General features: G+C 43.7%; 25 protein-coding genes. 7 read left to right on the plus strand and 18 right to left on the minus strand.

The genetic code is table 11. The features are described 5' to 3' along the window. Positions 1-273: 273 nt before the first annotated feature. Positions 274-816: an rRNA large subunit pseudouridine synthase E gene (locus KYS23_RS11515; RefSeq protein WP_013784396.1), complete on the minus strand. Its 543-nt coding sequence runs from the start codon at positions 814-816 to the stop codon at positions 274-276. Positions 817-1,239: 423 nt separating this feature from the next. Here KYS23_RS11515 and KYS23_RS11520 point away from each other — a divergent pair, with 423 nt between their 5' ends. Then, on the plus strand, positions 1,240-3,459 hold the full coding sequence (locus KYS23_RS11520) for an NADP-dependent isocitrate dehydrogenase (protein ID WP_218418783.1): 2,220 nt from the start codon (positions 1,240-1,242) through the stop codon (positions 3,457-3,459). Positions 3,460-3,864: 405 nt separating this feature from the next. Here the strand turns inward: KYS23_RS11520 and cspD are convergent, their stop codons facing one another. After that, positions 3,865-4,083, minus strand: coding sequence for a cold shock domain-containing protein CspD (cspD, locus tag KYS23_RS11525; protein WP_013784394.1), 219 nt, complete (start codon positions 4,081-4,083; stop codon positions 3,865-3,867). Positions 4,084-4,281: 198 nt separating this feature from the next. Here cspD and clpS point away from each other — a divergent pair, with 198 nt between their 5' ends. Both clpS and clpA read left to right on the plus strand, forming a co-directional pair. Continuing rightward, complete coding sequence (gene clpS / locus KYS23_RS11530; protein ID WP_159530763.1) at positions 4,282-4,602, plus strand: ATP-dependent Clp protease adapter ClpS; 321 nt, start codon at positions 4,282-4,284, stop codon at positions 4,600-4,602. A gap of 24 nt (positions 4,603-4,626) precedes the next feature. Then, positions 4,627-6,903, plus strand: a complete 2,277-nt coding sequence (clpA, locus tag KYS23_RS11535; protein ID WP_159530761.1) for an ATP-dependent Clp protease ATP-binding subunit ClpA — start codon at positions 4,627-4,629, stop codon at positions 6,901-6,903. Positions 6,904-7,251: 348 nt separating this feature from the next. On the opposite strand, the gene infA is transcribed toward clpA, so the two are convergent. The 4 genes from infA to trxB form a co-directional block, all read right to left on the minus strand. After that, positions 7,252-7,470, minus strand: coding sequence for a translation initiation factor IF-1 (gene infA / locus KYS23_RS11540; RefSeq protein WP_013784390.1), 219 nt, complete (start codon positions 7,468-7,470; stop codon positions 7,252-7,254). A 75-nt stretch (positions 7,471-7,545) separates the two neighbouring features. Further along, the gene (locus KYS23_RS11545; RefSeq protein ID WP_159530759.1) at positions 7,546-8,259 is read right to left on the minus strand and encodes an arginyltransferase; all 714 of its coding nucleotides are present in this window, start codon (positions 8,257-8,259) and stop codon (positions 7,546-7,548) included. Beyond that, positions 8,256-9,002 carry a leucyl/phenylalanyl-tRNA--protein transferase gene (gene aat / locus KYS23_RS11550; protein WP_218418785.1) on the minus strand — a complete coding sequence of 249 codons (747 nt, stop codon included), beginning with the start codon at positions 9,000-9,002 and terminating at the stop codon, positions 8,256-8,258. The genes KYS23_RS11545 and aat overlap by 4 nt, the downstream gene beginning before the upstream one ends. Positions 9,003-9,055: 53 nt before the next feature. Continuing rightward, positions 9,056-10,021, minus strand: coding sequence for a thioredoxin-disulfide reductase (gene trxB / locus KYS23_RS11555; protein WP_057792262.1), 966 nt, complete (start codon positions 10,019-10,021; stop codon positions 9,056-9,058). A gap of 609 nt (positions 10,022-10,630) precedes the next feature. Between trxB and yfbV the strand changes: the two genes are divergently transcribed. Beyond that, positions 10,631-11,080, plus strand: coding sequence for a terminus macrodomain insulation protein YfbV (gene yfbV / locus KYS23_RS11560; protein WP_159530755.1), 450 nt, complete (start codon positions 10,631-10,633; stop codon positions 11,078-11,080). 67 nt (positions 11,081-11,147) lie between these two features. Here the strand turns inward: yfbV and KYS23_RS11565 are convergent, their stop codons facing one another. The 3 genes from KYS23_RS11565 to KYS23_RS11575 all read right to left on the minus strand — a co-directional run bounded on the left by KYS23_RS11565 (position 11,148) and on the right by KYS23_RS11575 (position 13,856). Then, on the minus strand, positions 11,148-11,654 hold the full coding sequence (locus tag KYS23_RS11565) for a SprT family zinc-dependent metalloprotease (protein ID WP_338081882.1): 507 nt from the start codon (positions 11,652-11,654) through the stop codon (positions 11,148-11,150). Positions 11,655-11,679: 25 nt separating this feature from the next. Continuing rightward, a complete protein-coding gene (gene sppA, locus KYS23_RS11570; RefSeq protein ID WP_218418786.1) occupies positions 11,680-13,545 on the minus strand; it encodes a signal peptide peptidase SppA in 1,866 nt (621 codons plus the stop codon). Between the two features lie 101 nt (positions 13,546-13,646). Then, complete coding sequence (locus KYS23_RS11575; protein WP_218418788.1) at positions 13,647-13,856, minus strand: hypothetical protein; 210 nt, start codon at positions 13,854-13,856, stop codon at positions 13,647-13,649. A 60-nt stretch (positions 13,857-13,916) separates the two neighbouring features. Between KYS23_RS11575 and KYS23_RS11580 the strand changes: the two genes are divergently transcribed. Next, positions 13,917-14,534 carry an HvfX family Cu-binding RiPP maturation protein gene (locus KYS23_RS11580; protein ID WP_159530749.1) on the plus strand — a complete coding sequence of 206 codons (618 nt, stop codon included), beginning with the start codon at positions 13,917-13,919 and terminating at the stop codon, positions 14,532-14,534. A gap of 91 nt (positions 14,535-14,625) precedes the next feature. Further along, entirely contained in the window at positions 14,626-15,177 is a 552-nt protein-coding gene (locus tag KYS23_RS11585; RefSeq protein ID WP_159530747.1) for an NAD(P)H nitroreductase, read from the plus strand. 130 nt (positions 15,178-15,307) lie between these two features. Here the strand turns inward: KYS23_RS11585 and KYS23_RS11590 are convergent, their stop codons facing one another. Further along, a complete protein-coding gene (locus tag KYS23_RS11590; protein ID WP_159530745.1) occupies positions 15,308-16,150 on the minus strand; it encodes a DUF2797 domain-containing protein in 843 nt (280 codons plus the stop codon). A gap of 9 nt (positions 16,151-16,159) precedes the next feature. Continuing rightward, positions 16,160-17,167 carry an asparaginase gene (ansA, locus tag KYS23_RS11595; protein WP_159530743.1) on the minus strand — a complete coding sequence of 336 codons (1,008 nt, stop codon included), beginning with the start codon at positions 17,165-17,167 and terminating at the stop codon, positions 16,160-16,162. A 164-nt stretch (positions 17,168-17,331) separates the two neighbouring features. On the opposite strand from ansA, the gene KYS23_RS11600 reads away from it, so the two are divergent. After that, complete coding sequence (locus tag KYS23_RS11600) at positions 17,332-19,212, plus strand: DUF885 domain-containing protein (protein WP_159530741.1); 1,881 nt, start codon at positions 17,332-17,334, stop codon at positions 19,210-19,212. A 68-nt stretch (positions 19,213-19,280) separates the two neighbouring features. On the opposite strand, the gene lipA is transcribed toward KYS23_RS11600, so the two are convergent. The 7 genes from lipA to mrdA all read right to left on the minus strand — a co-directional run bounded on the left by lipA (position 19,281) and on the right by mrdA (position 26,580). Further along, positions 19,281-20,243, minus strand: a complete 963-nt coding sequence (gene lipA, locus KYS23_RS11605) for a lipoyl synthase (RefSeq protein WP_013784376.1) — start codon at positions 20,241-20,243, stop codon at positions 19,281-19,283. Continuing rightward, entirely contained in the window at positions 20,236-20,892 is a 657-nt protein-coding gene (gene lipB / locus KYS23_RS11610; protein WP_159530739.1) for a lipoyl(octanoyl) transferase LipB, read from the minus strand. The genes lipA and lipB overlap by 8 nt, the downstream gene beginning before the upstream one ends. Next, on the minus strand, positions 20,893-21,156 hold the full coding sequence (gene ybeD / locus KYS23_RS11615; RefSeq protein ID WP_013784374.1) for a DUF493 family protein YbeD: 264 nt from the start codon (positions 21,154-21,156) through the stop codon (positions 20,893-20,895). Between the two features lie 90 nt (positions 21,157-21,246). Further along, a complete protein-coding gene (locus KYS23_RS11620) occupies positions 21,247-22,431 on the minus strand; it encodes a D-alanyl-D-alanine carboxypeptidase family protein (protein WP_201299255.1) in 1,185 nt (394 codons plus the stop codon). A 246-nt stretch (positions 22,432-22,677) separates the two neighbouring features. Next, a complete protein-coding gene (locus tag KYS23_RS11625) occupies positions 22,678-23,574 on the minus strand; it encodes a septal ring lytic transglycosylase RlpA family protein (protein ID WP_159530737.1) in 897 nt (298 codons plus the stop codon). Position 23,575: 1 nt separating this feature from the next. Then, positions 23,576-24,691, minus strand: coding sequence for a rod shape-determining protein RodA (rodA, locus tag KYS23_RS11630; RefSeq protein WP_159530735.1), 1,116 nt, complete (start codon positions 24,689-24,691; stop codon positions 23,576-23,578). Continuing rightward, a complete protein-coding gene (gene mrdA / locus KYS23_RS11635) occupies positions 24,688-26,580 on the minus strand; it encodes a penicillin-binding protein 2 (protein WP_159530733.1) in 1,893 nt (630 codons plus the stop codon). The genes rodA and mrdA overlap by 4 nt, the downstream gene beginning before the upstream one ends. Between the last annotated feature and the right edge of the window lie 5 nt (positions 26,581-26,585).

Below are 26,585 nucleotides of genomic sequence, written 5' to 3' on the forward strand. Positions count from 1 at the left end.
GTGGCGGATTTTACCAGATAAAGCACACCAATTCACATAATAAAGCGATTGTGTTCAATCGTTTTGCTTTCTCGACAAATTTTATTGTCGGGATGCGTAAATTGGTCGTTTAAATGCGTATTTCAAGCGCCGAATTTCAATATTCAATAAATCAAAAAGCTATAACTAATAATGAACGTAATCACAGTTAGGTTTCATCATTACAGTGACGTATTAAAAAAAGAAACACACTATTGAGTATTTGAAGAAATCGGCATTACTATAACGCTGATGTTAGAAACACACGTATTTGCCATTATCGATGCCATCAATGGTCCAGTTGCCCACGCGATAGCGCACCAAACGTAATGTAGGAAAGCCAATGTGGGCGGTCATGCGTCTAACTTGGCGGTTCCTGCCTTCACTGATTGTGATAGACAACCAGCTAGTAGGAATAGCTTGACGAAAACGAACTGGCGGGATCCTGTCCCATAGTTCAGGTGGGTCTATAGCCACAACTTTTGCGGGTTTGGTCATACCGTCTTTAAGCTCAACGCCGTTCCGTAAGGCGTCTAGCGCGGCCTCGTTAGGAATACCTTCAACTTGTACCCAATAAGTTTTGCTGGTCTTGGCTTCGGGGTGCGCCAGTTTATGTTGTAGTTTTCCGTCGTTAGTCAGCACCAATAACCCTTCGGAATCTCTGTCTAATCGACCGGCAGCATATACCCCAGGTATATCAATATAGTCTTTGAGGGTTTCTCGGCCGTCCGCATCGGTAAATTGAGACAGTACTTGAAATGGTTTGTTGAATAATACGATTTTGCTTTCGTTTGCCATGGTGTGAATAATTACTCTTATTCGAGGGATACTTTCTATTGCAAAAGCCTATCACAATGCGCGAAAAACTGCCCAAATAAGACACGGCTAAAACCAAAAAGGGCATAAAAATATGTGGGAAATTCGGTGAAATTCAGGCAAGTCGTCGGTTAAGACAATGGTATGACTTGTAACTAAAAGTTTCGACCTTATACTAATGTTCGCAGTTATAAAAATAACAGACTGCCCATTCGTGTTGAGTGCATGAAGGTTGCGTTAATCTCAGCACGAGGACGAAAACAACAAGTGGTTCTGTTGTTAAGTGCAACAGAACATAAAACATCAATTACGTATCGTAGTGACCGAAGGCTTTCCACATGCTTTGTGTTAGTGCGACTAATGGACTAAAACGGTAGTACGCTACCGACAACATTGAGGTACATAATGACCAAGTCTAAGATCATCTATACTAAAACAGATGAAGCGCCAATGCTGGCGACGTACTCGTTGCTTCCTATTATTAAGAAGTTTGCTAGTGCTGCTGATGTTGAAGTAGAGCTAAGCGATATCTCTCTTGCAGCCCGTGTTTTGGCTACTTTCCCCGAGTTTCTTTCTGAAGAGCAACGTGTGAATGATACGTTATCTGAACTTGGTGCGATGACGCAAGATCCTGAAGCTAACATCATTAAGCTACCAAATGTAAGTGCGTCTATTCCTCAGTTACGCGCCACTATCGCTGAACTTAACGAAAAAGGCTTTAACGTACCGGCTTTCCCAGATTCGCCTAAATCTGACGAAGAGCAAGATATTCGTGAGCGTTACGGCAAGGTATTAGGTAGTGCAGTAAACCCTGTATTACGTGAAGGTAACTCAGATCGCCGTGCACCTACTGCAGTAAAGAACTTTGCTCGTAAGCATCCGCATTCAATGGGTGAGTGGTCACAAGCATCTCGCACTCACGTAGCGCACATGCGTGGCGGCGACTTCTACTCAGGTGAAAAATCAGTAACCGTAGAAAAAGAAGGCTATGTTAGCATTGAGTTCACCGGAAAAGACGGTAGCAAGAAAACCCTTAAGCCTAAGGTGAATTTACTTGCTGGTGAAGTTATCGATGCAATGTACATGAGCAAAAAAGCCTTGTGTGAATTCTTCGAAGAACAAATTGAAGATGCGAAAAATACAGGCGTTTTATTCTCTCTACACGTTAAAGCTACGATGATGAAGGTGTCTCACCCCATCGTGTTTGGTCACTGCGTTAAAGTTTTCTACAAAGACTTGTTCGAAAAATGGGGCGACCTTTTTGAAGAGCTAGGCGTAAACGCTAATAACGGCCTTGGTAGCGTTTACGATAAAATTGCTAGCCTTCCTGAATCTCAGCGTTCTGAAATTCAAAAAGACATCAATGCTTGTTATGCCGACCGTCCACCTATCGCAATGGTGAACTCAGACAAAGGTATTTCTAACCTACACGTACCAAGTGACGTCATTGTAGATGCTTCTATGCCAGCAATGATCCGTAACTCTGGTCAAATGTGGGGACCGGATGGGAAGTCGCACGATACTAAAGCGGTTATTCCTGAAAGCACGTACGCCACTATTTACCAGGAAGTGATTAACTTCTGTAAAACTCACGGTGCATTCGATCCAACTACAATGGGTACAGTACCAAACGTTGGTTTGATGGCGCAGAAGGCTGAAGAATACGGTTCACACGATAAAACGTTTGAAATGGAAGCTGACGGTACAGTACAAGTTGTCGATCAAGACGGTAACGTATTGATGGAGCATGCTGTTGAAGAGGGTGATATCTGGCGTATGTGTCAGGTGAAAGATGCACCTATTCAAGACTGGGTTAAGCTAGCGGTTACCCGTGCACGCCAATCTGGTATGCCTGCTGTATTTTGGTTAGATGATGAGCGTGCTCACGATGCACAGCTAATCACTAAAGTAGAAACTTACTTGAAAGACCACGATACGTCTGGTTTAGACATTTCAATTATGGCACCTGTTCGCGCTATCCGTTTCAGTATGGAACGTGCTATTCGCGGCCTAGATACTATTTCAGTAACCGGTAACGTACTGCGTGACTACCTCACTGACTTGTTCCCCATTCTTGAGCTTGGCACCAGTGCTAAAATGCTTTCAATTGTGCCGCTAATGGCAGGCGGCGGTTTGTATGAAACTGGCGCTGGTGGTAGTGCACCTAAGCATGTTCAACAGTTCGTTGAAGAAGGTCACCTTCGTTGGGATTCACTGGGTGAGTTCTTAGCGTTAGCGGTTTCACTTGAAGACGTGGCTATTAAGCACGACAACAAGAAAGCGAAAATAATCGCTACTGCGTTAGACAAAGCAACTGAAAATTTGCTTAACAATGGCAAGTCTCCAATGCGTAAAGCAGGCCAATTAGATAACCGTGGTAGCCACGTTTATCTTGGTTTGTACTGGGCTGAAGAAGTGGCTAACCAAACTGAAGACGCTGACTTAGCGGCGCAGTTTAAAGCGGTATATGATGAACTATCGGCTAAAATCGATACTATCATTACTGAGATTGATGAATCTCAAGGTAAGCCTCAAGATATCGGCGGATACTACTACCCTGATTCAGAGAAACTAGAAGCGACTATGTCACCTAGTGAAACTTTGAAAGCGATTCTTAACGCTTAATAAAACTAATTAGGTTACTAATTTTTTAGTAACTTATATTTAAAAGCGCCCCTGGTTAAATAGTCAGGGGCGCTTTTTTTATATTGATTGAAAATAAAAAAATTAATGGTAAAAATTTATAAACATTTACTCAGCTTTATGCTAATTAATTTCGGTTTTTTACTGGTTAGTGCAATTTAATCTAACAATATGGGTAAGCAGAAAGGTAAATTATCTGAAGTAAGCTCAGAATATTTAAAAATAAGTAATAAATAAAAGAAGCGTTGCGAGGAAATAAATAAAATTTAATAAAAAGAGTAGGCCAGACATCTCTATGAGAGTGAACGATAGTCGACTCCCTAAGAAAAAACCCACTGCCGCCTAAGGAGGCAGCAACAGGTTTCTGTAGAATTTGTTCGGTGTTACTTAACGCTCTGGTTCTTCTTTAAAGCCTATGTTTTCGGCGTGTAGGCCTTTAGGGCCCTGTTGCACGTCATACGTGACTTCTTGACCAGCTTTAAGTGAGCGATATCCTTCCATTTGGATAGTTGAGTAGTGTGCAAAAATATCTTCGCCACCATCTTCAGGTACAATAAAACCAAATCCTTTCGCGTTGTTAAACCATTTAACTTTGCCAATCGCCATACTTCGACTTCCTCTTAATCCTTGAACTAACACGATTATGCCCCCACAATATAATTGAAGGCAGTGTGACGTGTCTTGTAAACAACAACGTCACCCCTAAAATGTAGATTTTTTAACCATATTATGTCAAGAGCAAATGTGAATTAATTTTATCCTAAAGTTAGTGAGACATCTGCCAACAAAGCACTATTATTAATTATGAGTAGAGACAACGCCATTAGCATCGAAAGGGAAAAACTCAAAGACGCGCAGCGCCAAAAACCGCAGCCGCCGCCAATGTATAAAGTGTTGTTGAACAACGACGATTACACGCCAATGGATTTTGTAATTGAAGTGCTCATGCAATTTTTCAATATGGATGCTGAGAAAGCTCATCAAATTATGCTAACAGTACACTACCAAGGTAAGGCGGTTTGTGGCATTTTTACTGCTGAGATAGCAGAAACCAAGGTGATGCAGGTGAATCAGTATGCGCGTAAGCACAGTCATCCGCTTATGTGTACTATGGAACAGGCGTAAGTCAATTTGTAGAGGGCGAGCGATATGTTAAATAAAGAATTAGAACAGACGTTGAACGATGCGTTTGTATTTGCCAGAGAACACCGCCATGAGTTTATGACGGTCGAGCATTTATTGCTGGCGCTACTTGATAACTCGGCAGCCCGTGAAGCACTGCATGCCTGCGGTGCGGATATTGAAGCAATTAAAAGCGAGTTGATCTCTTTCGTTAAAGACACCACCCCGTTGATTCTTGACGAGCAAATGAACGAACGAGAAACACAGCCTACTTTAGGTTTTCAGCGCGTGCTCCAACGTGCAGTCTTCCATGTGCAATCATCTGGCAAAGAAGAAGTAACGGGTGCCAATGTACTCGTGGCTATTTTCAGTGAGCAAGAGTCTCAAGCCGTATTCATTCTTAAAAAGTCTGATGTAACCCGCTTAGATATCGTTAATTTCATTAGTCACGGTGTGAGTAAAGCCGAAGATGACGCACCGATTAATTCAGATTCTGGTGAAGAAGGTGATGGTGCGGAAGAAAGTGGGTCGGCATTAAGTAAATACGCTACCGATTTAAATCGCCATGCCAAAGAAGGTAAGGTAGACCCATTAATAGGGCGCGACACTGAAGTAGAACGCACCATTCAGATTTTATGTCGTCGCAGAAAGAACAACCCGCTACTAGTGGGTGAAGCTGGTGTAGGTAAAACCGCTATTGCTGAAGGGTTGGCCTATCGAATTGTAAACGAAGACGTGCCTGAAGTTATCAGCAACAGTACCGTTTATTCCCTAGATTTAGGTGGCTTGCTAGCGGGTACTAAATATCGTGGTGATTTTGAGAAACGCTTAAAAGCGATATTGAAAGAATTGTCGAAAGACGAAGACGCCATTCTGTTTATTGATGAAATTCATACCATCATTGGTGCTGGTGCAGCATCTGGCGGTGTTATGGATGCGTCGAACTTGCTAAAGCCTAAGCTTTCAAGCGGTGAACTTCGTTGTATTGGCTCAACAACTTATCAGGAATACCAAGGTATTTTTGAAAAAGACAGAGCCTTGGCCCGTCGTTTCCAAAAAGTGGATGTAACTGAGCCAAGCGTAAGTGATACCACCAAAATTCTACTTGGCCTTAAAAGCCGATATGAAGATCATCACAACGTTCGCTATACACAAAAAGCGATTCAGGCTGCCGCCGAGCTATCGGCTAAGTACATTAACGAACGCCACTTGCCTGATAAGGCCATTGACGTAATGGATGAAGCCGGTGCAAGCCAGCGCTTGTTGCCACAATCGAAGCGTAAGAAAACGATTGGGGTAGGGGATATTGAGCAGATTATTGCGAAAATGGCCCGAATTCCTGAAAAGTCTGTGTCAGCGTCTGACAAAGAAGTACTTAAGAACCTTGGCCGCAACCTTAAAATGATGGTGTTTGGCCAAGACAAAGCCATAGAGACGCTTAACGATGCTATTTTACTGTCGCGTTCTGGTTTAGGTGCAGAAGAAAAGCCAATTGGTAGTTTCTTGTTTGCAGGGCCTACCGGTGTGGGTAAAACCGAAGTCACGCAGCAACTTGCTAAAATAATGGGCGTTGAGTTGGTTCGATTCGATATGTCTGAGTACATGGAACGCCACGCGGTAAGCCGTTTGATTGGTGCGCCTCCTGGTTATGTGGGTTTTGAGCAAGGTGGATTGTTAACCGATGCGGTTATTAAAAATCCATACTCAGTGGTACTGCTAGATGAAATCGAGAAAGCGCACAGTGATATCTACAACATTTTGTTGCAGGTAATGGATCACGGTACGCTTACCGATAATAATGGTCGTAAAGTAGACTTCAGAAATGTGGTATTGGTAATGACTACCAATGCGGGTGTACAGGAAACCGTGCGCAAGTCTATTGGCTTTAAACAGCAAGATCATAGCCACGATGCGCTATCTGAAATCAATAAGGTGTTTAGCCCTGAATTCAGAAACCGCTTAGACGGTATTATCTGGTTTAATCACCTTGATGCTGAGGTTATCTTGCAGGTTGTCGATAAGTTTATTATCGAGCTTCAGGCGCAGCTGGACGTTAAAGGTGTATCTTTAGAGGTTACCCCTGCAGCTAGAGCTTATTTAGCCGAGAAGGGCTATGACAAGGCCATGGGTGCCCGTCCTATGTCTCGCTTAATTAAAGAAGAGATTAAGAAAGAGCTTGCGAATGAATTGCTGTTCGGTGAATTAACGAAAGGCGGCGACGTTAAAGTAGATTTGAACGACGATAAGTTGGAGTTTGAATATTCAGGCGTTGATGCGGTTAAAGAAGAAACAGAGTCTAGCTAACACCTAATGAACTCGTTGTACTAGACGTTTAATGTCGAATAAAAAATGCTGCGCCTGAAAAGGGTGTGGCATTTTTTTGTTTTTTGTGAAATGGAAGCTTTGAACATTTAAGCGTTGAGCCCTTAACGCGATAAATTTGAGACTGCTAGGCAGGTTTATTACCTGTTGATGCAAAGTACCAAATTCTAAGCGCTAACCCCAAATGCAAACCCAAACACTTTAATGCTAAACCCCAAGCGTAAGGGTATTGCTAAAATGCCTTCGCGGGGCTTAACCCGCCACATACAAAAAAGCCCAATGATCTACATTGGGCTTTTTTTTGGAATGCGTTGACCGCTTAATGGCTCATTATCTGGCGCGATAAATGATACGACCTTTTGTTAGGTCATAAGGAGTCATCTCAACAGTGACCTTATCGCCAGTAAGAATTCGGATATAGTTTTTACGCATCTTACCAGAAATGTGTGCTGTCACTACGTGACCATTTTCTAGTTCAACACGGAACATAGTATTAGGTAGGGTGTCTTGAACCGTACCTTCCATTTCAATACAATCTTCTTTTGCCATGTAAAGCAGTTACCTCAGTAATTCAAATTTTTTGCCGCGCAGACATTAACCAATCTTGCCTTGCGTGTAAAGCGATTAAGCAGGTTTTTTATCAAAACGCTGCCATTTGTTGCCAGAAAATTGCTCATAAGGGAAAAATTTGTGCTTATAAGACATTTTTTGGCATTCTTCTACGTAATATCCCAAGTAGACAAAATCTCGTTCTTGTCGTTTTGCCTGCTCGATTTGCATCATGATCATCCATGTCCCGAGAGACGATGAGTGATAATCAGGATCGTAAAAAGTATAAAGTGCCGATAAAGCCTGATGCTCTTCACCATTATCGATGGTGTCTGTTACTGCCACAGCAATTAACGTATCGCCATCATAGGCCTCAATAAATTGTGGGCGTTTCCATTCGCATAGAATAAAGTTTTCAAACTGTTCTCTAGAAGGCGGGTACATGCTGCCATCGGTGTGTCGGGCACAAATATATTTCTCGTACAACGGATAATATAAATGATTGGCGCTCTGGGCACGGGTTACCACAAAATGTTGGTTGCGATTGAGAATGCGCTTTTGACTTTTAGAAGGCCGAAAAGTGACAACCGGTATTCTCACTGATTCACAGGCATGACAGTCTGGGCAGTGTGGGCGATAAATTTGCTCGCCACTGCGCCTAAATCCTACTTGAATAAGTTGACCATAACGCCACGCGAGCTGGTTATCTGATTCCGCGTAAACCAGTAATTGTTCTTGTTGATTGGGCAAATAGCTACAATCAAAAGATTGCGTAATTCCAAATCTCACGGTGTAATAACCTGCGGATGCCACTGATGCATGTAGTCGGTAGTTAGAGAGCCTTCATCGGTTAGAGTGTGGTTGCTACTCTGCAGTTTTTCAATAAATTCGTCACGGAAAATCGTTTTTGCACCTAATGAGCCAAGATGATCCGTTGGCAGTTGACAATCAATGAATGCCATCTTGTTACGTTTCATGTGCTCAACTAATGCGAGTATAGCTAATTTGGAGGTGTTGCTTTGCTTGTGAAACATAGATTCACCGCAATACACTTTCCCTACACCAACCCCGTATAAGCCCCCTACAAGTGCATCACCGTCCCACACTTCGACTGAATGAGCTAAACCAAGCTGATGCAAATAACTGTAAGCTTTTTGCATATCTTCAGTTATCCAGGTGTCTTGACTGGGCGCCTGTGAATTCGGATTTTTACGAGGAATATTGGCACAGGCATTAATCACAGAATCGAATGCGCTATTCAGCGTAACCTTGTAGCGCTTTTGTCGAACCAGTTTGCGTAAACTTTTCGAACACACGAAATCATCTAATTCGATAATAGAGCGTGGATTGGGTGACCACCACAACAAGGGTTCGTCATCACTAAACCAAGGGAATATTCCGCTAGAATAGGCCGAAAAAAGACGCTGGGCGCTAAGATCTGCGCCAAAGGCTAGTAGGCCGTTTGGATCATCAAGTGCTTCAGATACAGGGGGAAAGGGTGTATCAATGTCTAAATAGGGCAGCGCTATCATAAACGGAAAGACTTCAAGCCCTGAAAATATCAGAGCTTGAAACCAAACAAGGCTTAGCCTTGCTCAGGCATAAAGCCATCTAGGTATTTTTCTGCATCTAACGCGGCCATACAGCCCGTTCCTGCGGACGTTATTGCTTGACGGTAAATATGATCGCTCACATCACCGGCGGCAAATACACCTTCAACACTTGTTTGAGTCGCGTTGCCGTGCAGGCCGCTGTTGACCACTATGTAGCCGTCTTTCATTTCAAGCTGTTCAGCAAAAATGTCAGTGTTAGGCTTGTGGCCGATAGCTACGAAAAGACCCATTACATCAAGTTCTTCGGTTGCTTCGCCATCGGTCTCTTTAATGCGAATTTTCGTCACACCCATTTCGTCACCCATAACTTCATCAAGGGTACGGTCTAGGTGTAATACCACATTGCCATTTTCCGCTTTGTCACGAAGGCGCTGTTCAAGAATCTTTTCACTACGGAAGGTATCGCGGCGATGCACAACATGAACTTCAGATGCAATATTAGATAAATACAAGGCTTCTTCAACGGCCGTATTACCACCGCCAATTACCGCTACTTTTTGATTACGATAGAAAAAGCCGTCACAGGTAGCACAGGCAGAAACCCCTTTACCCATAAACGCTTGTTCAGACTCCATACCGAGATATTTGGCAGATGCACCAGTAGCAATAATTAATGCGTCACATGTGTACGTACCACTGTCACCGTAAAGGGTGAAAGGACGCTTGGTTAAATCTGTTTTGTTAATATGGTCGAAGATAATTTCAGTATCGAACTTCTCTGCATGCTTTTGCATACGAACCATAAGGTCTGGACCTGTAAGCCCTTCAGGATCGCCTGGCCAGTTTTCTACTTCTGTGGTCGTAGTAAGCTGTCCGCCTTGCTGGATCCCCGTTAAAAGCACAGGTTCTAGGTTTGCTCTAGCTGCATACACTGCCGCTGAGTAGCCTGCTGGGCCCGATCCTAAAATAAGTAGGCGAACATGTCTGTTATCTGCCATTTGTATCTCCAACTAATGCCCATTTACCGGGCTGAATTCTGCTATAATTTTGAAACGAAGCTTGTCCACTGTCTGTTGCTGTAGCCAACTGTCGCTCTAGGTAGCTAGGTAAGGCCTGCACCTTGCTTTTTCAACTGCTAATTGCTCAATACCATCGAAAAACACGATGCCTTAATAAAATAGCATTGAAAGAAGGGCATTATGATGCCTTCATGATGATGAAAAGTCACCCATCTGATGTTCTAGGCTATAATTAATTATCTAATTAAGGCTATTTTTAAATTATTTATAATGAAAAGCGGCGTTATTGAGACGAACTTACGTTGAATTAGGCGAAATTCATATTACAATTCATGTTGTAGCGATAGTTTAATATTGTGCTTTAGAAATCATGTTTAGGCACCATATTAACGCTGAGCGTTGGGGTTATATTTAAGTGTTTGTGTTATCACTGAGCTTTTTTGCAAAAACAGCGTTTAAATAACTATGGCGTTTATACTTGCGATAATCACGAGCCAATCTGGCGTTAAAGCGGCGCTAACTGGCTATTGAAATGCAACGAACAGGCATCCATAGTGCGCTACTTACTGAAGTGAAATGAGGTGGTTTATGTCACAGTCTGTGATAACAATGCTAAAAGATGGCCAGCACTACATGAAAACCTGGCCCGTCAAAAAAGAACTGTATGCTTACTTCCCCGAATGTAGGGTGGTTGCCGCCACGCGTTTTGCTATAAAGACCATGCCGCCTGCGGCGATACTCTCGTGCGCATTGTTACTTCAGAACATGGGCACAGACTATATTCCACAAACTATCACCATAGGTGCATTCTTTCTCAGTATTCCACTTCAGGGGTTATTGTGGTTGGGTCATCGTTCAAACCAATACTTACCACCGCAATTAAAAAGTTGGTATCAAGATATCCACAGTAAGATGCGCTCTGAAGGTTGTAATGTATCGTCGGTTAAATCGAAACCTAAATATAAAGAATTGGCAGCGTTACTCAAAACCGCTTTTAATGATTTAGATAACGTATTTACTAAACATTGGTTCCGCTAAACCCAATTGGGCGCTGCTGTGCCTAGGCACGTATGCTCGCTAGCGAATTAACTAACCGACTAACCAACTAGATAGCTAACTTCTCTTCTACAAGCTCGCCATTGCATTTTCGGCACTTATACTGCGCTCCTTTTAAAATTTTATTGTGTCGTCTTATGGTCAGTTGGTGCGTACTGCAAAGGCAGGCATAGTTGAACTGCTTCCCAATCACTCCTTTTACATCAAAACTGTGGGTAGCGTTAGCCGGGCGCTGAAACACATCAATCATAATGGCTTGCCATTCCACACCGTGGGGCTTTACCTTTTTGAATAATTGCCAAGTCAGTAAATGGCTCACTTCATGGGGAATAACATCTTCTATGAATGCGTGTTCATTCTGTTTGAATAGTTCGGGATGTAAGTTAATGCGATTTTGTTGTAGGTACGCAGTGCCTGCATTCTTACCAGAGCGTCTAAAGCTAAGCGCAGGGCGAGGGAATGTACGCTTAAAATATTCATCAGCGCATTGATAGCAGCCTTCTACAGCATCAGCAATATGCTGACGCTGTAGAGAGGTTAAATCGCGACTTGCTATGGTAGTACCTTACCTAGGTTATTAATTACTCTACTTGGCACTGCAAGCAAAGAATATAGGTACCCATAGGGTCGTTCAGTTCGTTGAAAATATCGAACTCGCCTAATACACGTTTAAATTCGTTAATCAGCGCAGAGTCTGAGTTAGCAAACTGCCACTTTCCAACAAACGTAAAGGCTTGACCGAAGAACTCTTTCCAAAACAGCTCTTGTGCTGAAAGTGTACGTTGAACATAGAAAGTATCGTAGTTTTCTAGTGCAGCGAATTCTGCCGCTGCATTAACCGCGTCTTCTAATGTGCCCAGTTCATCAACTAGCCCAAGTTCTAAGGCATCTGTACCAATCCATACACGCCCTTGTGCAACGTCATCTACTTCATCTACCGTCATATCTCGGGCGTTCGATACCAAAGATAAGAAGTTACCGTAGCTGGTTTCAACGTTGCGTTGCAAAATTTGGCCAAATTCTGGCGCAAGTGGGCGTACCGCTGAGAACCCAGCTAGCTCATTCGAGCCAACGCCGTCACTATGAATACCTAAATAATCAAGAGAGTTTTCGTATGTCATAAACATGCCGAATACGCCGATAGAGCCAGTAATAGTGCTTGGGCTGGCAAAAATGCGATCGGCGTTAGCTGCAATCCAATAACCGCCTGATGCAGCATATGTGCTCATAGAAACCACCACCGGTTTACCTGCGTTTTTCAACTCAAGTACTTCTTGGCGAATAATCTCTGAACCTAACGTACTGCCCCCTGGTGAATCTATTTGCAGTACTACTGCTTTCACGTTTTCATCTAACCGTGCTTTGCGTAGTAAACGTGCAGTACTATCGCCGCCAATGGTGCCCGCTTTTTGATTGCCATTTAAAATAGTGCCCTTCGCTACCACAATTGCCACCTTGTCGATGTCACTGTTGATAGACGGTAGGGGAGGGTTAACCACTTTTAAGTAGGTGTTAAAGTTAGTCACGTTAACACCGTGATTGTCTTCGTTCTCGCCTACTAGGCCGGTAAGTTCTACGCGAACCTCTTCACGGGTTTTTAGTGCATCTACCCAATTATTTTGTAATGCGTAATTTGCAAAATCCCCACCAGCTTGTTCAAACTTAGCCAGTAAGCCTTCCAAGGTTTCATCAAAGTTTGAAAGAGGGATACCACGGGCAACCGCAACGTCTTCTTTATATTGCTGCCAGTAACCGTCTAACCATTTACGCTCAGCTTCTTTGGCCGCCTCAGACATATCGTTACGAATAAGCGGTTCTACAGCTGACTTATAAGTTCCCACGCGGAAAATGTGCGTCGTAACCTTGAGTTTTTCCAAGAAATCTTTGAAATACATGCCATAACGACCATAGCCATCTAGCAGTAATGAACCCATTGGATTGAGATAAACGTGATTCGCATGCGCTGCAAGATAGTACTGCTCTTTAGTGTAGTAATCACCAATAGCGTACACTGGCTTTTCAGAGGATTTGAAATCGTTGATGGCGCGCGCTACCGTACGAAGTTTGTCTAAACCGCCGCCAGATAAACCTTGAAGGTCTAAAACCAACGCTTTAATCCGTCTGTCTTGCTTAGCGTTTTCGATAACTTTTACCACATCACGCACTAGCACTTCTGGGTTATCGGGCTCTGACCCCATGGCATCTTGTAAAAACTGTTCGAAGGGATCGACAGACTCTTTTTCAATAACAAGTTGTCCGTTCAACGTAAGTAAAAGCGCACTATTCGTTTTTACCGTAAGTTGGTCGTCTTCTTGAGAGGTAATCGCAATGATTATGCCAACAAAAATCACCAGAAAAATGACATTGAAAAAAAGCTTACGGGTGAAGTTTAAAACCGTCCACAGGCCAATAAATAAGGATTTAGTCCAGTTTCCTTTGGCAGCCATAAATTACATTACCTTCTGTTTGTTTAACTCTATTATGTTACCGAATCGAAACTAGATCGCTAACTTATTTGTAATTGTTTGTGATTGTACCGCAAAGTCACTCACTTATGGGCATTCTCGTCATCTGTTAGCCATTGCGCAATCACTTCAGCGATGTGCTTATGATCATTCGCGCTTAGTTGCATCATTAAGTCAGCAGTGGACTTTTTATAGCCTACTTTTTTGTGGCCACGCACAAACAACCGCTTAAGCGGTGATGTTTTTTGCGTATCACGTGGTTGTTTTCTATTGTTAAGTGAAAGTTTATTCACTTCATCACGTTCCTATAACAATACGTTAAAAACCAAACTTCATTAACAAGGCGCTTGATAATGATAAAGCAATTATACGCGAACCTCTTTAAAAAACTAAGTGTGGCAGATGGAATACCATTACTGTTGTTAAGGCTTTATTTGGCCCCTGTCATGATTCAAGCTGGTTGGAATAAGGCGAGCAGCTTTTCGTCCATTGTTGACTGGTTTGGTAATGAAGACTATGGATTGGGATTGCCATTTCCGCTCGTGCTTGCTTTTCTAGCCACTGCTGCTGAGTTAGTAGGCGGTATATTCTTATTACTCGGTTTACTTACTAGGTTAGTGTCTATTCCGTTGATGGTAACCATGTTAGTGGCCATATTCACCGTGCACATCGACAATGGTTGGTTAGCCATTGCCGATGCATCATCTTGGCTAGCCGATGGCACTATTTTGATGAACGACAGTGTCATGGCGGCTCCTGAGAAATTAAGTGCTGCTAAATCTTTACTGCAAACGTATGGCAACTACGATTGGCTTACTTCCAGTGGTAGTTTAGTCGTGCTAAATAATGGTATTGAATTCGGTGCCACCTATTTTGTGATGCTGCTGGTGCTATTTTTCTATGGGGGTGGTCGCTATGTAAGTATTGATTACTTCTTTCGCCCTAAGTTGCGAGATAACAACTTTCGGTAGCCTGCCCCTAAAATAGACCCGCTATGCTGGTCTTTTCTCATGATAGAACGTAGGATCTTCATAACGCTTTGTTCGATAATAGGATACTGAAATGGATGCACTTACGTTACTGCTTAACAGAAGCTCTCAACCTAGACTTACTGCGCCTGCTCCGTCAGGTGATGCGCTTGAAAACATTATGCAAGCTGCACTTCGTGCCCCTGATCATGCGTGTTTAACGCCGTGGCGTTTTATCGTTTGTGAAGGTAAAGGGCTAGATAAACTAGGCAGTTTATATGAGCAATCTGCTATCGATAACGATAAGACTGAAAAAGAAATTGAGCGGGCAGTGCAGTTACCTCATCGAGCACCTATGATTGTGGTGGCGATTGCTAAGCATGTTGAACATGAAAAAGTCCCCCGTGTAGAGCAAATTGCTTCTGCATCGTGTGGGGTGATGGCTATGCAAATGGCTGCAGTAGCGCAGGGGTTCAATGGCATGTGGCGAACAGGAAGTTATGCCCATTGCGATACGGTAAAGCGGGGTTTTGATTTAAACGATGATGACGAGATTGTTGGGTTTTTATATTTAGGTACGCCCGCTTTTGAACCTGCGGCGAAACCAGAACGTGATACTTCTGACTACTTTGAATATTGGCGCTAACTTTTAGCTTTAGGTGTTTAGCTTGTCTTTGCCACCTACAGCAGCAAGCAAATCCTGCAGATAAAATATAAGCAGATTTTATCTGCAGGGAATGACTGGGAAGGGGCTATATTATATTTTGAGCCACATTTTATCTCACATTCAAATTTACATTGTATCCGGCGTATTTTCGGATATTGATAACACGGTCGCCATCAAGCATCCAATATTGCCCTTTAATTCCAGTGAGTACGCCTTCAAATTCTGGGGTTTTATCTAAGTTAATCGATTTAATTTTTTCAGGATAAGTATCGACAGGGTAGTGAATATCGTGTACTTCACCATCGGCCTCAGACACCGCTTGTAGCCCTTTTGTCTGCTGAATTTGTGCTAAGCCATCTGAAATTTTCGACAATATAGTGGCTTTTACCTCACGTAAATCAACCTTATCTGGGGCACTTTTGAGCATAGTGCGCCAATTGGTTTTATCGCCAATATGTTCTTTGCAAAGCATTTCTACTAGGCCGCTAGTGAGCCTGTCGGATACTCGTAACATGACCGTGGCTTGGGTAGCGCCTTGATCCATCCAACGCGACGATACTCCATCGGTAACGTGACGAGTGATCCCTACCTTTACATTGCCAGTGTTGGCCAAGTACACAAAGTGCTCGCTAAAGCAGTGTTCTTCGCCCCATTGCGGTTCTCGACATGTCCCTTCATGGTAGTGGCATTTTTCAGGTTTAATGATACAGCTATCGCACTGGGCTAACGAAATTAAACAAGGGTAGCAATAGCCTTGGCCAAAACTTTTCTTGGTCTTTCTATTACAATGTACGCAGTTGATGTCGCCCGTAAAATCGAGGGAAACCTGTTGTCCGATAACGGGGTTTATATCTACCTTATGTTCTCCAATAGGGAGTTGGTAGTTAACTGTGTTGTTGTCGTCAGCAAGTGTACGCATTTTTCTAAGCGCACCACTATAAGATGTGGTCATGGTGTATTCCTATTCGCTAAGCTCGCCGCAGAGGTTTTGAGTAAGCTTAGCTTTAATGGTTTCAAACGGCAGATTCTTACTTAATAAATAATGCAATTTTGCCAATGCTGCTTCGGGAGTCATATCGCTGCCAGATAACACGCCCACTTCCTGTAAACCATGCCCAGTGGCATACCCGCCCATGTTGACGCGACCGCGCATACACTGGGTGCAGTTAAGCACCGGTATTTGTCTGTCCCGTGCATATTCTAATTGGGCAATTAGGGCTGGGCTTTGCGGTGCATTACCTACGCCGTAGCTTAATAAAATGAGTGCATTTACAGGTTGTTGTAAGGTGTTTTTAAGCACTTCTGAGGAAATGCCAGGGTACAAACTCACCATACCAATGGGCTGGGCTTTTACGCTCGAAACCTTAAGGGATTTATCCGACTCAGTGGCAAGCTCACCCGCTTTAAGGCGGATGTTAATACCCGCTTCAAGAAGTGGTGGGAAGTTGGGGGAATCGAAGGCACTAAACCCATCAGCATCTACCTTACGACTGCGATTTCCCCGTAATAAGCGGTTATTAAAAAACAAACCGACTTCTGCAATGGGGAAATTAGCCGCAACGTAAAGCGCGTTTAACAGGTTAACTTGACCATCGGAACGCAATTCAGCAAGGGGAATTTGCGACCCAGTGACAATAACAGGCTTAGTTAAATCTTCCAGCATAAAGCTCAGTGCCGAGGCCGTATACGCCATGGTATCTGTACCGTGCAAGATGATGAACCCATCGTATTTATCGTAGTTTTCTGCGATGTCATCAGCAATGCGTTGCCAGTCAGAAGGGTTCATATCCGATGAATCAATCAGGTTATCGTACTCATGCAGAGTGAATAATGGCATTTCACTGCGATGAAACTCCGGCATGTCGTTCAATGTATCACCCAGGAAGCCTGCTGCTGGAATATAACCATGATCTGATGGCTTCATTCCGATGGTGCCGCCTGTGTAGGCAATATAGATATGTTTACGCATTGCGTAACCTCACTTCTTTTGTGGGTTTAGGCAGAATGACGGCATTCTAACAGCACATAACGTAAAGTCATCCTGTTCGCGCAAAAACCTTGTAATCAATAGGCGGTAACAGGCAATATTAGGCGGTAAATTAATAATAAATACACGACAGGTTATTTTTTATAATGAAAACAATGAAGATAAGTTTACTTAGTGCTGCCATAGTGAGTGGCTTAATTGCTGCACCCGCCTTAGGGCATCAGCAAGACAATACGGCGATTTCTACTCAATTACAGTCTACGGTTAGTGAAGCTAAAGACATCATAGAAGTGGATGCAAAGAAAACAGAGGCAGAAAAATTAGCTGCCTTAACGCTTAAATATTTCAACGAGTCGTTGGAACAAAACCCTGTAATGGCGACATTTTATGGTGTGAGCGATTATAACGATAAGTTTAACGAGCCTTTAAGCGAGGCGTTTATCGCTAAATCAAAGGCGCATGAGCAAACGTATTTAGAAGCCATAAATGCTATTGATGCGTCTAAACTTTCTGGACAAGACTGGATCAGTTACCATATTTTCAAAAGCGACAGAGAACACGGCATTGCGGGCTACCAGTTTGGTAGTCAATACATGCCAATTAATCAAATGTATGGCGTGCATACTTTTTTCCCAATGCTGGGTTCGGGCCAATCGGCGCAGCCCTTTGCTACGGTGAAAGACTACGAAAACTTTATTTCACGTACTAAAGGCTACGTAGCGTTTATCGATAGCGTAATCCTGTATATGAAAAAAGGCATTGAGGAAGGGGTGGTTTTACCGACTGCTATCACCGAAAAAATGGTACCACAGTTAAGTGCTCACGTTGTTAAAAAAGCCTCTGAGAGTGTGTTCTACGGACCAATAAAACAACTTGAGACAAATGAAGACATTAGCGACGATGAAAAAGCACGCTTAGCCGCAGCGTATGAGGGAATGATTACTGAAATGATTGTACCTTCGTATCAAAAGCTGCACGACTTCGTAGTAGAAGAATATTTGCCACACACTCGCGCTACCGTAGGGTACTCAGACTTACCGAACGGAAAGGCGTGGTACGAATACAAAATTAAAGACAACACTACCTTGCCGCTGAGTGCCGATGAAGTTCATGCGTTTGGGTTATCTGAAGTGTCGCGCATATTAGGTGAAATGAAATCGGTTAAAGAAACCGTGGGTTTTGAAGGAAACCTAGCGGCGTTCTTCGAGCATCTTCGTACTGACGATAAATTTTACTTTGAGTCTGATGAAGCCTTAATTAAAGCGTATACCGATGTGAAAACGGATATAGACGCCCGTTTACCCAAGCTTTTCAGTGTATTTCCGAAAGCCGATTATATTGTAAAAGCGGTAGAACCTTACCGTGAAGCGTCATCGGCAGCAGCTAGCTACATGTCTCCGGCACCAGATGGCAGCAGACCTGGCATTTTTTATATCAATACCCGTGACCTTAAAGCCCAGCCTAAATTCAGTTTGGAAACCTTAAGTATTCATGAGGCCGCGCCTGGTCACCATTTCCAAATTGCTATTCAGCAAGAGGTAGAAGGTTTACCCCTGTTTAGAAAATTCAATGGCTATACCGTTTTCAGTGAAGGCTGGGCCTTGTATGCGGAAAGCTTAGGAAAAGAGCTAGGCATGTTTACCGACCCTTACATGTGGTACGGACGATTAAATGACGAACAGCTTCGTGCGATGCGCCTCGTGGTTGATACGGGGCTGCATGCTAAGGGCTGGAGCCGCGAAAAGGCCATTGCATACATGCTTGAAAACTCTTCTATGGCTGAGTCTGATGCGGTTGCAGAAGTAGAACGTTACATTTCTATTCCTGGCCAAGCGTTAGCGTATAAAGTAGGTGAACGTCATATCAGACATTTGCGTAATCAAGCCACTGAAGCCTTAGGTGATGACTTCGATATTAAAGCGTTCCACAGCAATATACTGACCGATGGGGCAATGCCAATGCCTATTTTGAGTGACAAGATGTCGATGTGGATAGACGAAATAAAATCAAAAAGCCAAGGCGAGTAAGTTGATAACTGGCTGAGCAAAAAGAAAGGCAAATAAAAAAGCGGCTGTGAGAGCCGCTTTTTTTATACTTATTTTACTTCTTTACCCGCTGCCTGTTGGTCGGCATGGTAACTAGAGCGAACCATAGGGCCACTGGCTGCATGAGTGAAGCCAATGTCTTTGGCGTAAGCGCCTAGCGCATCAAACTCATCAGGGTGAACATAACGCTTAACAGGGAAGTGATGGCGACTTGGCTGTAAATATTGGCCTAGTGTCAACATATCCACGTCGTGAGCACGTAAATCACGAAGTACGCCTTCAATTTCAACGTTTTCTTCGCCCATGCCCATCATCAAGCCGGACTTGGTTTTAACATCTGGATGCTGCGCTTTAAATTTTTTGAGCAAGTCTAGCGACCACTGATAATTTGCACCAGGGCGACACTCGCGATACAAGCGAGGAATAGTTTCCAAGTTGTGATTAAACACATCAGGAACACCATTCTTGAAAATTTCTAATGCGCGATCCATGCGGCCACGGAAATCCGGTACCAGCACTTCAATAGTAGTAGTGGGGCTGTGTTCACGAATAGCGTTAATACAATCGACAAAGTGCTGTGCGCCGCCGTCACGTAAATCATCGCGGTCTACCGAAGTAATTACCACGTAACGCAGGTTCATTTCAGCAATAGTTTTCGCTAGCTTTTCTGGCTCTTCCGCACTTGGCGGTAGGGGCTTGCCGTGGGCAACATCACAGAACGGACAACGACGGGTGCAAATGTCACCCAGAATCATAAAGGTTGCCGTACCATGGTTGAAGCATTCAGCTAAGTTAGGGCAGCTGGCTTCTTCACACACAGAATGCAGTTTATTCTTTCTCAACGTCTTCTTGATGTGATCAATTTTATCGGTGCTACGTGGCAGCTTAATTTTGATCCACGAAGGCTTGCGCAGCATTTCTTCCTTTTCAGTAGGAATAATGGTGACAGGAATGTGTTTTACTTTTTCGTCGTCGCGGAGTTTAACTCCAGCTACAGGTCGTGCGTTACTCATCAAAACCTTCTTTATGTCGTTTTTCCGTAATGGAAAGCGCTTCAAGTAGTAAGTCGGTGAGAACTTCACCGGCAACACTTATCGAATCTGGGCCATTCAGACTGGCGGTATCAATCATTTCCATACCTGCATAACCGCATGGGTTGATGCGCTGAAACGGTGACAAGTCCATATTAACATTTAATGCCAAACCATGAAATGAGCAACCGTGACGAATTCTTAACCCCAGTGAGCAAATTTTTTTCTCATCTACGTAAACCCCTGGTGCATCGGGTTTAGGGTAGGCGGTAACACCGTATTTGGCCATTAAGCCTACCACAGCATCTTCCATCGCTGTCACCAAGTGACGTACACCTAACTTGCGTCTTCGAATATTGATAAGAAGGTAGATTACCTGCTGACCTGGGCCGTGGTACGTTACCTGACCGCCTCTATCGACTTGCACCACGGGAATGTCGCCAGGCATCAGGATATGTTCAGCTTTGCCTGCTTGGCCCTGTGTGAATACAGGATCGTGCTCAACCAGCCAAATTTCATCTTCAGTCGTATCGTTACGTTCATCCGTGAATGCTTTCATGGCAGCCCATGTTGGCTCGTAGCTTTGTCTGCCAAGTTGCCGAATAATGACAGAGTCGGTTAGGGTACTCACTTATAGCACGACTCTTACAAGTTCTAACTTAGCAAGTTCAGTGTAAATAGTTTCCATGTGCTCTTTACTGGTCACTCGTACACTTACTGATACAGAATGGTAATTACCTTTGCTGCTTGGCTTTACTGCTGGCGAATAATCACCTGGTGCATGCTGCTGTAAGCATTCAATTACGTGATTAGGTAAATCGTCATGGGCAATGCCCATTACTTTAAATGTTTGATTTGTTGGAAAATCTAGAAGTTCATCGAAACGGGTATCCATGCGATATCCTTTTTATACAGTCATTAAATACAAAAACGGCCCGATTATACCAATCAGGCCGCCCTTGAACTAGTGTAGCGATGCGTAATGTTACGCTTCGTCGAAACCCAGTTGCAGCATAATGTAATCTTTAATGCGGTTAAACATGCTGCCTTCTTTTACTTCTTGCAAAGTGACAAGGGGGTAGCTGGCCACATCTTCGCCTTCAAGTTGAAGGAAAAGTGTGCCTACAACTTGGCCTTTAGCCAGTGGCGCTTCTAGTTTTTTATCTAGTTCAAAATTGGCTTCCAAGTTAGCCGCTTGGCCGCGTGGAATGGTAATGGGGGTAGATTGGTTAATTCCAAGGTCTACGGTTTCTCTATCGCCCATATAAATGCGGTGTGCAACAAAACTGTCGCCAGCTTGGTATGGGGTTAGCGTTTCGTAAAAACGGAAACCATACTTAAGCAGCTTCTTGTTTTCAACCTTACGGGCTCTTTCACTGTCGGTACCCATGACCACAGAGATTAAGCGCATATCGCCTTGTGAGGCTGAAGTAATAAGGCTGTATCCAGCATCTGATGTATGACCGGTTTTAATGCCGTCAACGTTTAAGCTCTTGTCCCATAATAGGCTATTACGGTTATATTGTTTAATGCCGTTAAAGGTGAACTCTTTTTCGCTGTAAATTTTGTACATTGCTGGGGTTTCAGCAATAAGTGCACGAGACAACACAGCCATATCACGAGGGGTAGTGTAGTGATCTGGGTCGTGCAGGCCGTGGGCATTAACAAAGTTAGACGATGTCATACCAATGGCTTGTGCATGCGCATTCATCATGCTGGCAAAGGCCGCCTGTGAACCGGCAACGTGCTCTGCCATGGCAACGCAAGCATCGTTACCTGATTGCACGACAATACCGCGTAATAAATCGCTTACCGATACTTGCGTACCCACTTCGATAAACATCTTTGATGAATCTGGGAATTTCTTAGCCCATGCATTTTCAGAAATGGTCACTTCGTCAGAAAGACTAATGTTACCTGCTTGCAATTCTTTACCAATCACATAAATGGTCATGATTTTAGTCAAGCTGGCGGGTGCCAATTGCATGTCTGCGTTTTTCGACGCGATAACGTGTCCGGTTTCAAAGTCGGTTAAAAGAAAGCCTTCCGCCGCTACCGATGGAGCAGGTGGAGTAACCACTGCTGCATTCGCTGACAGTGCTAATACGCTGAAAAGCATAAAAGCGAAGGAGAGAAAAGACGGTTTAGCGCGTTGAATTATTCTGAGCATGATTTTATTTTCTTTGACCGTTTATTATCCGTTTATAACTGAACAGCAGGCATGCTACACAGTTAATACTACTACTTGATTTAGAATTCTAACGTAAGGCGCATAGTTCGACTAGGGTTAAACCAAAAAGTTTAGCTGTTAATGGAGATTAGGCTACGAAACAACGAAAAAGCACCATAAATGACAGATTTGAAACGCGTTTCGCCACATTGTTGCCATAGTTGTGGCGGTTTTTTAAACGGGGGGTTATAAGGTTTGTTTTATCTTATAAGCTTGGGGGTAGCCGTTTTGTTTAAGTTGCTCTAACAATTCATGAGCTAGGGCTTCATCTTCAATAGGGCCAAGTTGAAGTTTGTACACGTTGCCTACTACTGGCATGTGTGTTGGCACCTGATAAAGTGCAGAAAGCACATTCGAAATAGACTCTGCTTTCTTCTGATTCGATAACGCTGCCACTTGAATAAAGTAGCCGTCTAACGACATTGATGTTTGCTGAAGGTTATCGCTTTGTGCTGAGGCACTAGCCGCGACCTCAGATGATGAAGCTGAGGGAAGGGGGGCAATACCAATGTATTCATCGTAAGAAACGGTTGGATTTACACCAACTGTCACGTTATTTTCGGGGTCGAAGTGAATGACTTCAATTTTTACTTTTGCTGTACCTTTATTGTGATACCCCAGTTTTACCGCTGCAGCATAAGATAAATCGATGATACGATTATCGTGAAAAGGGCCACGATCATTCACTCGCACAATCGCTTGTTTGTCGTTGTCTAAGTTAGTTACGCGCACGTAAGAGGGGAGCGGTAAGGTTTTGTGGGCAGCCGACATGGCAAACATATTGTAGGTTTCACCGTTTGAGGTTAAATGGCCATGAAACTTCTGGCCATACCAACTGGCGTATCCCACTTCTTCAAATCCTTTACCTGATGTAAGCGGGGTATAATGTTTACCAAGCACTTTATAAGGGCGACTGTTAAACATTCTATATGCTTCATACTTGGGGACTGCATCCAAGGTTTCGGGCACTTTCGCCACATGATTTGGAGCAGTGTCTTGCTGCTGAGTATAGCGGCCACTCGGCGCTGACTTACACGCGGCGAGTATGAACGAAGCAAGCAGTATTAACAGTAGTGTGCGCATGTTATCGAGACATTAGTCGTTTTTGAGTGGCAATAGACATTAGCATGCCAAAGCCTGCCATTAATGTCACCATAGAAGTGCCGCCATAACTTACTAAAGGCAGTGGCACTCCCACAACAGGTAGTAATCCAGATACCATCCCCATGTTTACAAATACATAAACAAAGAAGGTTAAGGTAATGCTGCCTGCCAGTAATTTAGAGTAGGCGTCTTGAGCGCGACTGGCAATAATAAGCCCACGTAAAATAACGCAAAGGTAAATAATCAGCAGAACAATAACCCCTGTAAGGCCAAATTCTTCACTGAAAACCGAGAAAATAAAGTCGGTATGTCGTTCGGGTAAAAATTCTAATTGTGATTGGGTGCCCTGCAACCAGCCTTTTCCATCTACGCCACCTGAGCCTATGGCAATTTTCGACTGAATAATATGGTATCCTGAACCGAGTGGATCGCTCTCTGGGTTTAAAAACGTCAACACCCGTTGTTTTTGATATTCAGCCATTAAAAAGAACCACATAATGGGCGCGAAACCACCGAGCAACAGCGCAACAAAACCGATAAGCCGCCAACTCATACCGGCGAGGAATATCGCGAAGATCCCTGAGCTGGCAATAAGCAGCGATGTCCCTAAATCAGGTTGTTTAGCAATGAGTACCGTTGGGATAGCTACCATTAGAAAGCCAACCACAATATTCATGGTGCGAGGAGGCAGCGTGAACTGGCTAATATACCAGGCGACCATCATGGGCACGGCGAGCTTCATTAACTCTGAAGGCTGAAAACGTATGACTTTTAAATCGAGCCAGCGCTGCGCGCCTTTGCCCATGTCACCAAATAATAACACCGCGATAAGCATTAAGAGCCCCGCGATATAAGCGTAAGTCGACAGGCGGCGAAATGCGCCGGGGGGAATTTGCGCAATGCCAAACATAACTGCCACACTTAGTGCTAAGCGCGTAATTTGGCGTTCTACTTGGCCGCTGTCTTGTCCTGACGCGGAATACAGGGTTATCAGCCCCACTGACATAAGCACTAACAGGCTTAAAAACAGCCAACCATCAATATGAATACGTTGTAAAAAACTGGTTTTATTTGGGTTGAGCGTGTTCTTTTTCATTGTTCGTCAACCTTGCTAATCTCGGTGTCGAAAACCCGATCGCGAAAATAAAAGTCCATGATTTTCTTGGCCACAGGAGCGGCATTTTTACTGCCGCCACCGGCGTTCTCAAGTACAACTGTCACAGAAATTTCAGGGTTTTCAAAAGGTGCAAAGCCCACATACATGGCATTGTCGCGCAAACGCTCATCAATTTTTTCAGCATCGTATTTTTCATCTTGTCCCACGGAAAATAACTGTGCAGTCCCAGTTTTACCGGCAGATTGATAAGGGGCGTCTGCAAAGGTATGACGAGCACCACCTTCTTCACCATGCACCACATCGTGCATTGCATTAAGAACAATATCGACATTATGCTGATTTTTAATCTCAATAGGCCTAAGGGTTTTAAGTGGAATAATTTCTACCGAGCTGTCTTCATGCCTGAACCCGCGAATAATTTGCGGAATTATACGCTCACCACGATTAACCAAGGTGTTCACTGAATGCGATAATTGAATAGGGGTGGTAGACCAAAACCCTTGTCCAATACCAACAGGAATAGTGTCGCCGATATACCAAGGTTGGTTAAACCTCGCACGCTTCCAGCCTCTACTAGGCATATTTGCATCAGACTCTTCATATAAATCGATACCAGTAAAATCACCAAATCCGAATTCGTACATAGCTTCACTGATTTTATCTATACCCAGCTTATAAGCTAAGTCGTAGTAATAGATATCGCAGGATACCTCTATTGCTTTTGCAATATCTACTTCGCCGTGGCCCCATTTTCGCCAGTCTCGCCACGTGTGCGATACGTTGGGTAACTGATAGCGGCCATTATCTTGAATGGTATATTCTTCGGTGATTATCCCTTCCTCAAGCCCCACTAGACCAAGGTGCGGTTTAATAGTGGATGCTGGTGGGTATTGACCTTGTGTGGCGCGGTTTATTAGTGGGCGGTCTGGTGAATTTAGTAGGGCAGAATAGTTCTTTCTGCTAATACCGTGCACAAACAAGTTCGGGTCGTAACTTGGGTTTGAAAACAACGCCATTATCCCCCCCGTTTTTACATCACTTACAATCACTGCACCGCGTTGACCTTCCAGTGCTTGTTGGGTAGCAATTTGTAGCGAAAGATCGATGTTTAATACAATATCTTTACCAGGCACAGGTGGGTCGACGTTTAAGACACGGATTATACGGCCTTGGTTATTCACTTCCACTTGTTGGTAACCCACTGAACCGTGCAATAACTCTTCGTGGTATTTCTCTACGCCCAATTTGCCAATATCGTGGGTGGCAGCATAGTTATCTTCTTGCCCCGCTTCTACCAGCTTTTGAAGATCTTTTTTATTGATGCGTGCCACATAACCTAATACATGGGTGAGGGCTTCTTTGTATGGATAATGACGCGCTAGTCGCGCTTCAATTTGTACCCCAGGGTATAAATGTTTGCTGGCAGAAAACAGCGCAACATCTACTTCAGATAATTTAGTACGAAGGGCAATAGGTTTAAAACGACGTTGGCCCTTTAAGCTGCTATTAAAACTTTCACGTTCTTCGGGAGTGATGCCCATCAATTGGGTTAATCCGTCTAAGGTGGCGTCTAAATCGTTGGTTTGCTCAGGTGTGATCTCTAAGCTAAATACGGGGCGGTTTTCCGCAAGCAAAATGCCGTTTCTGTCGTAAATTAACCCGCGATTTGGCGCAACAGGTAACACCTTGATGCGATTTCCGTTTGAACGGGTTTGGTAAACGTCGTGTTGTTCAACCTGCAGGGAATAGAGGTTATTCAGCACCACGCCTAACATCATTACAACAATAATAAAGGCGATAGACGCACGTCTGGCAAATAAGTTTGCTTCAGCTGAGTGGTCTCGAATTGCTTGGCGCTTACGATGCATAAAAG

The sequence above is a fragment of the Alteromonas lipotrueae genome, assembly GCF_019249255.1.
Classification (GTDB): Bacteria; Pseudomonadota; Gammaproteobacteria; order Enterobacterales; family Alteromonadaceae; genus Alteromonas; species Alteromonas lipotrueae.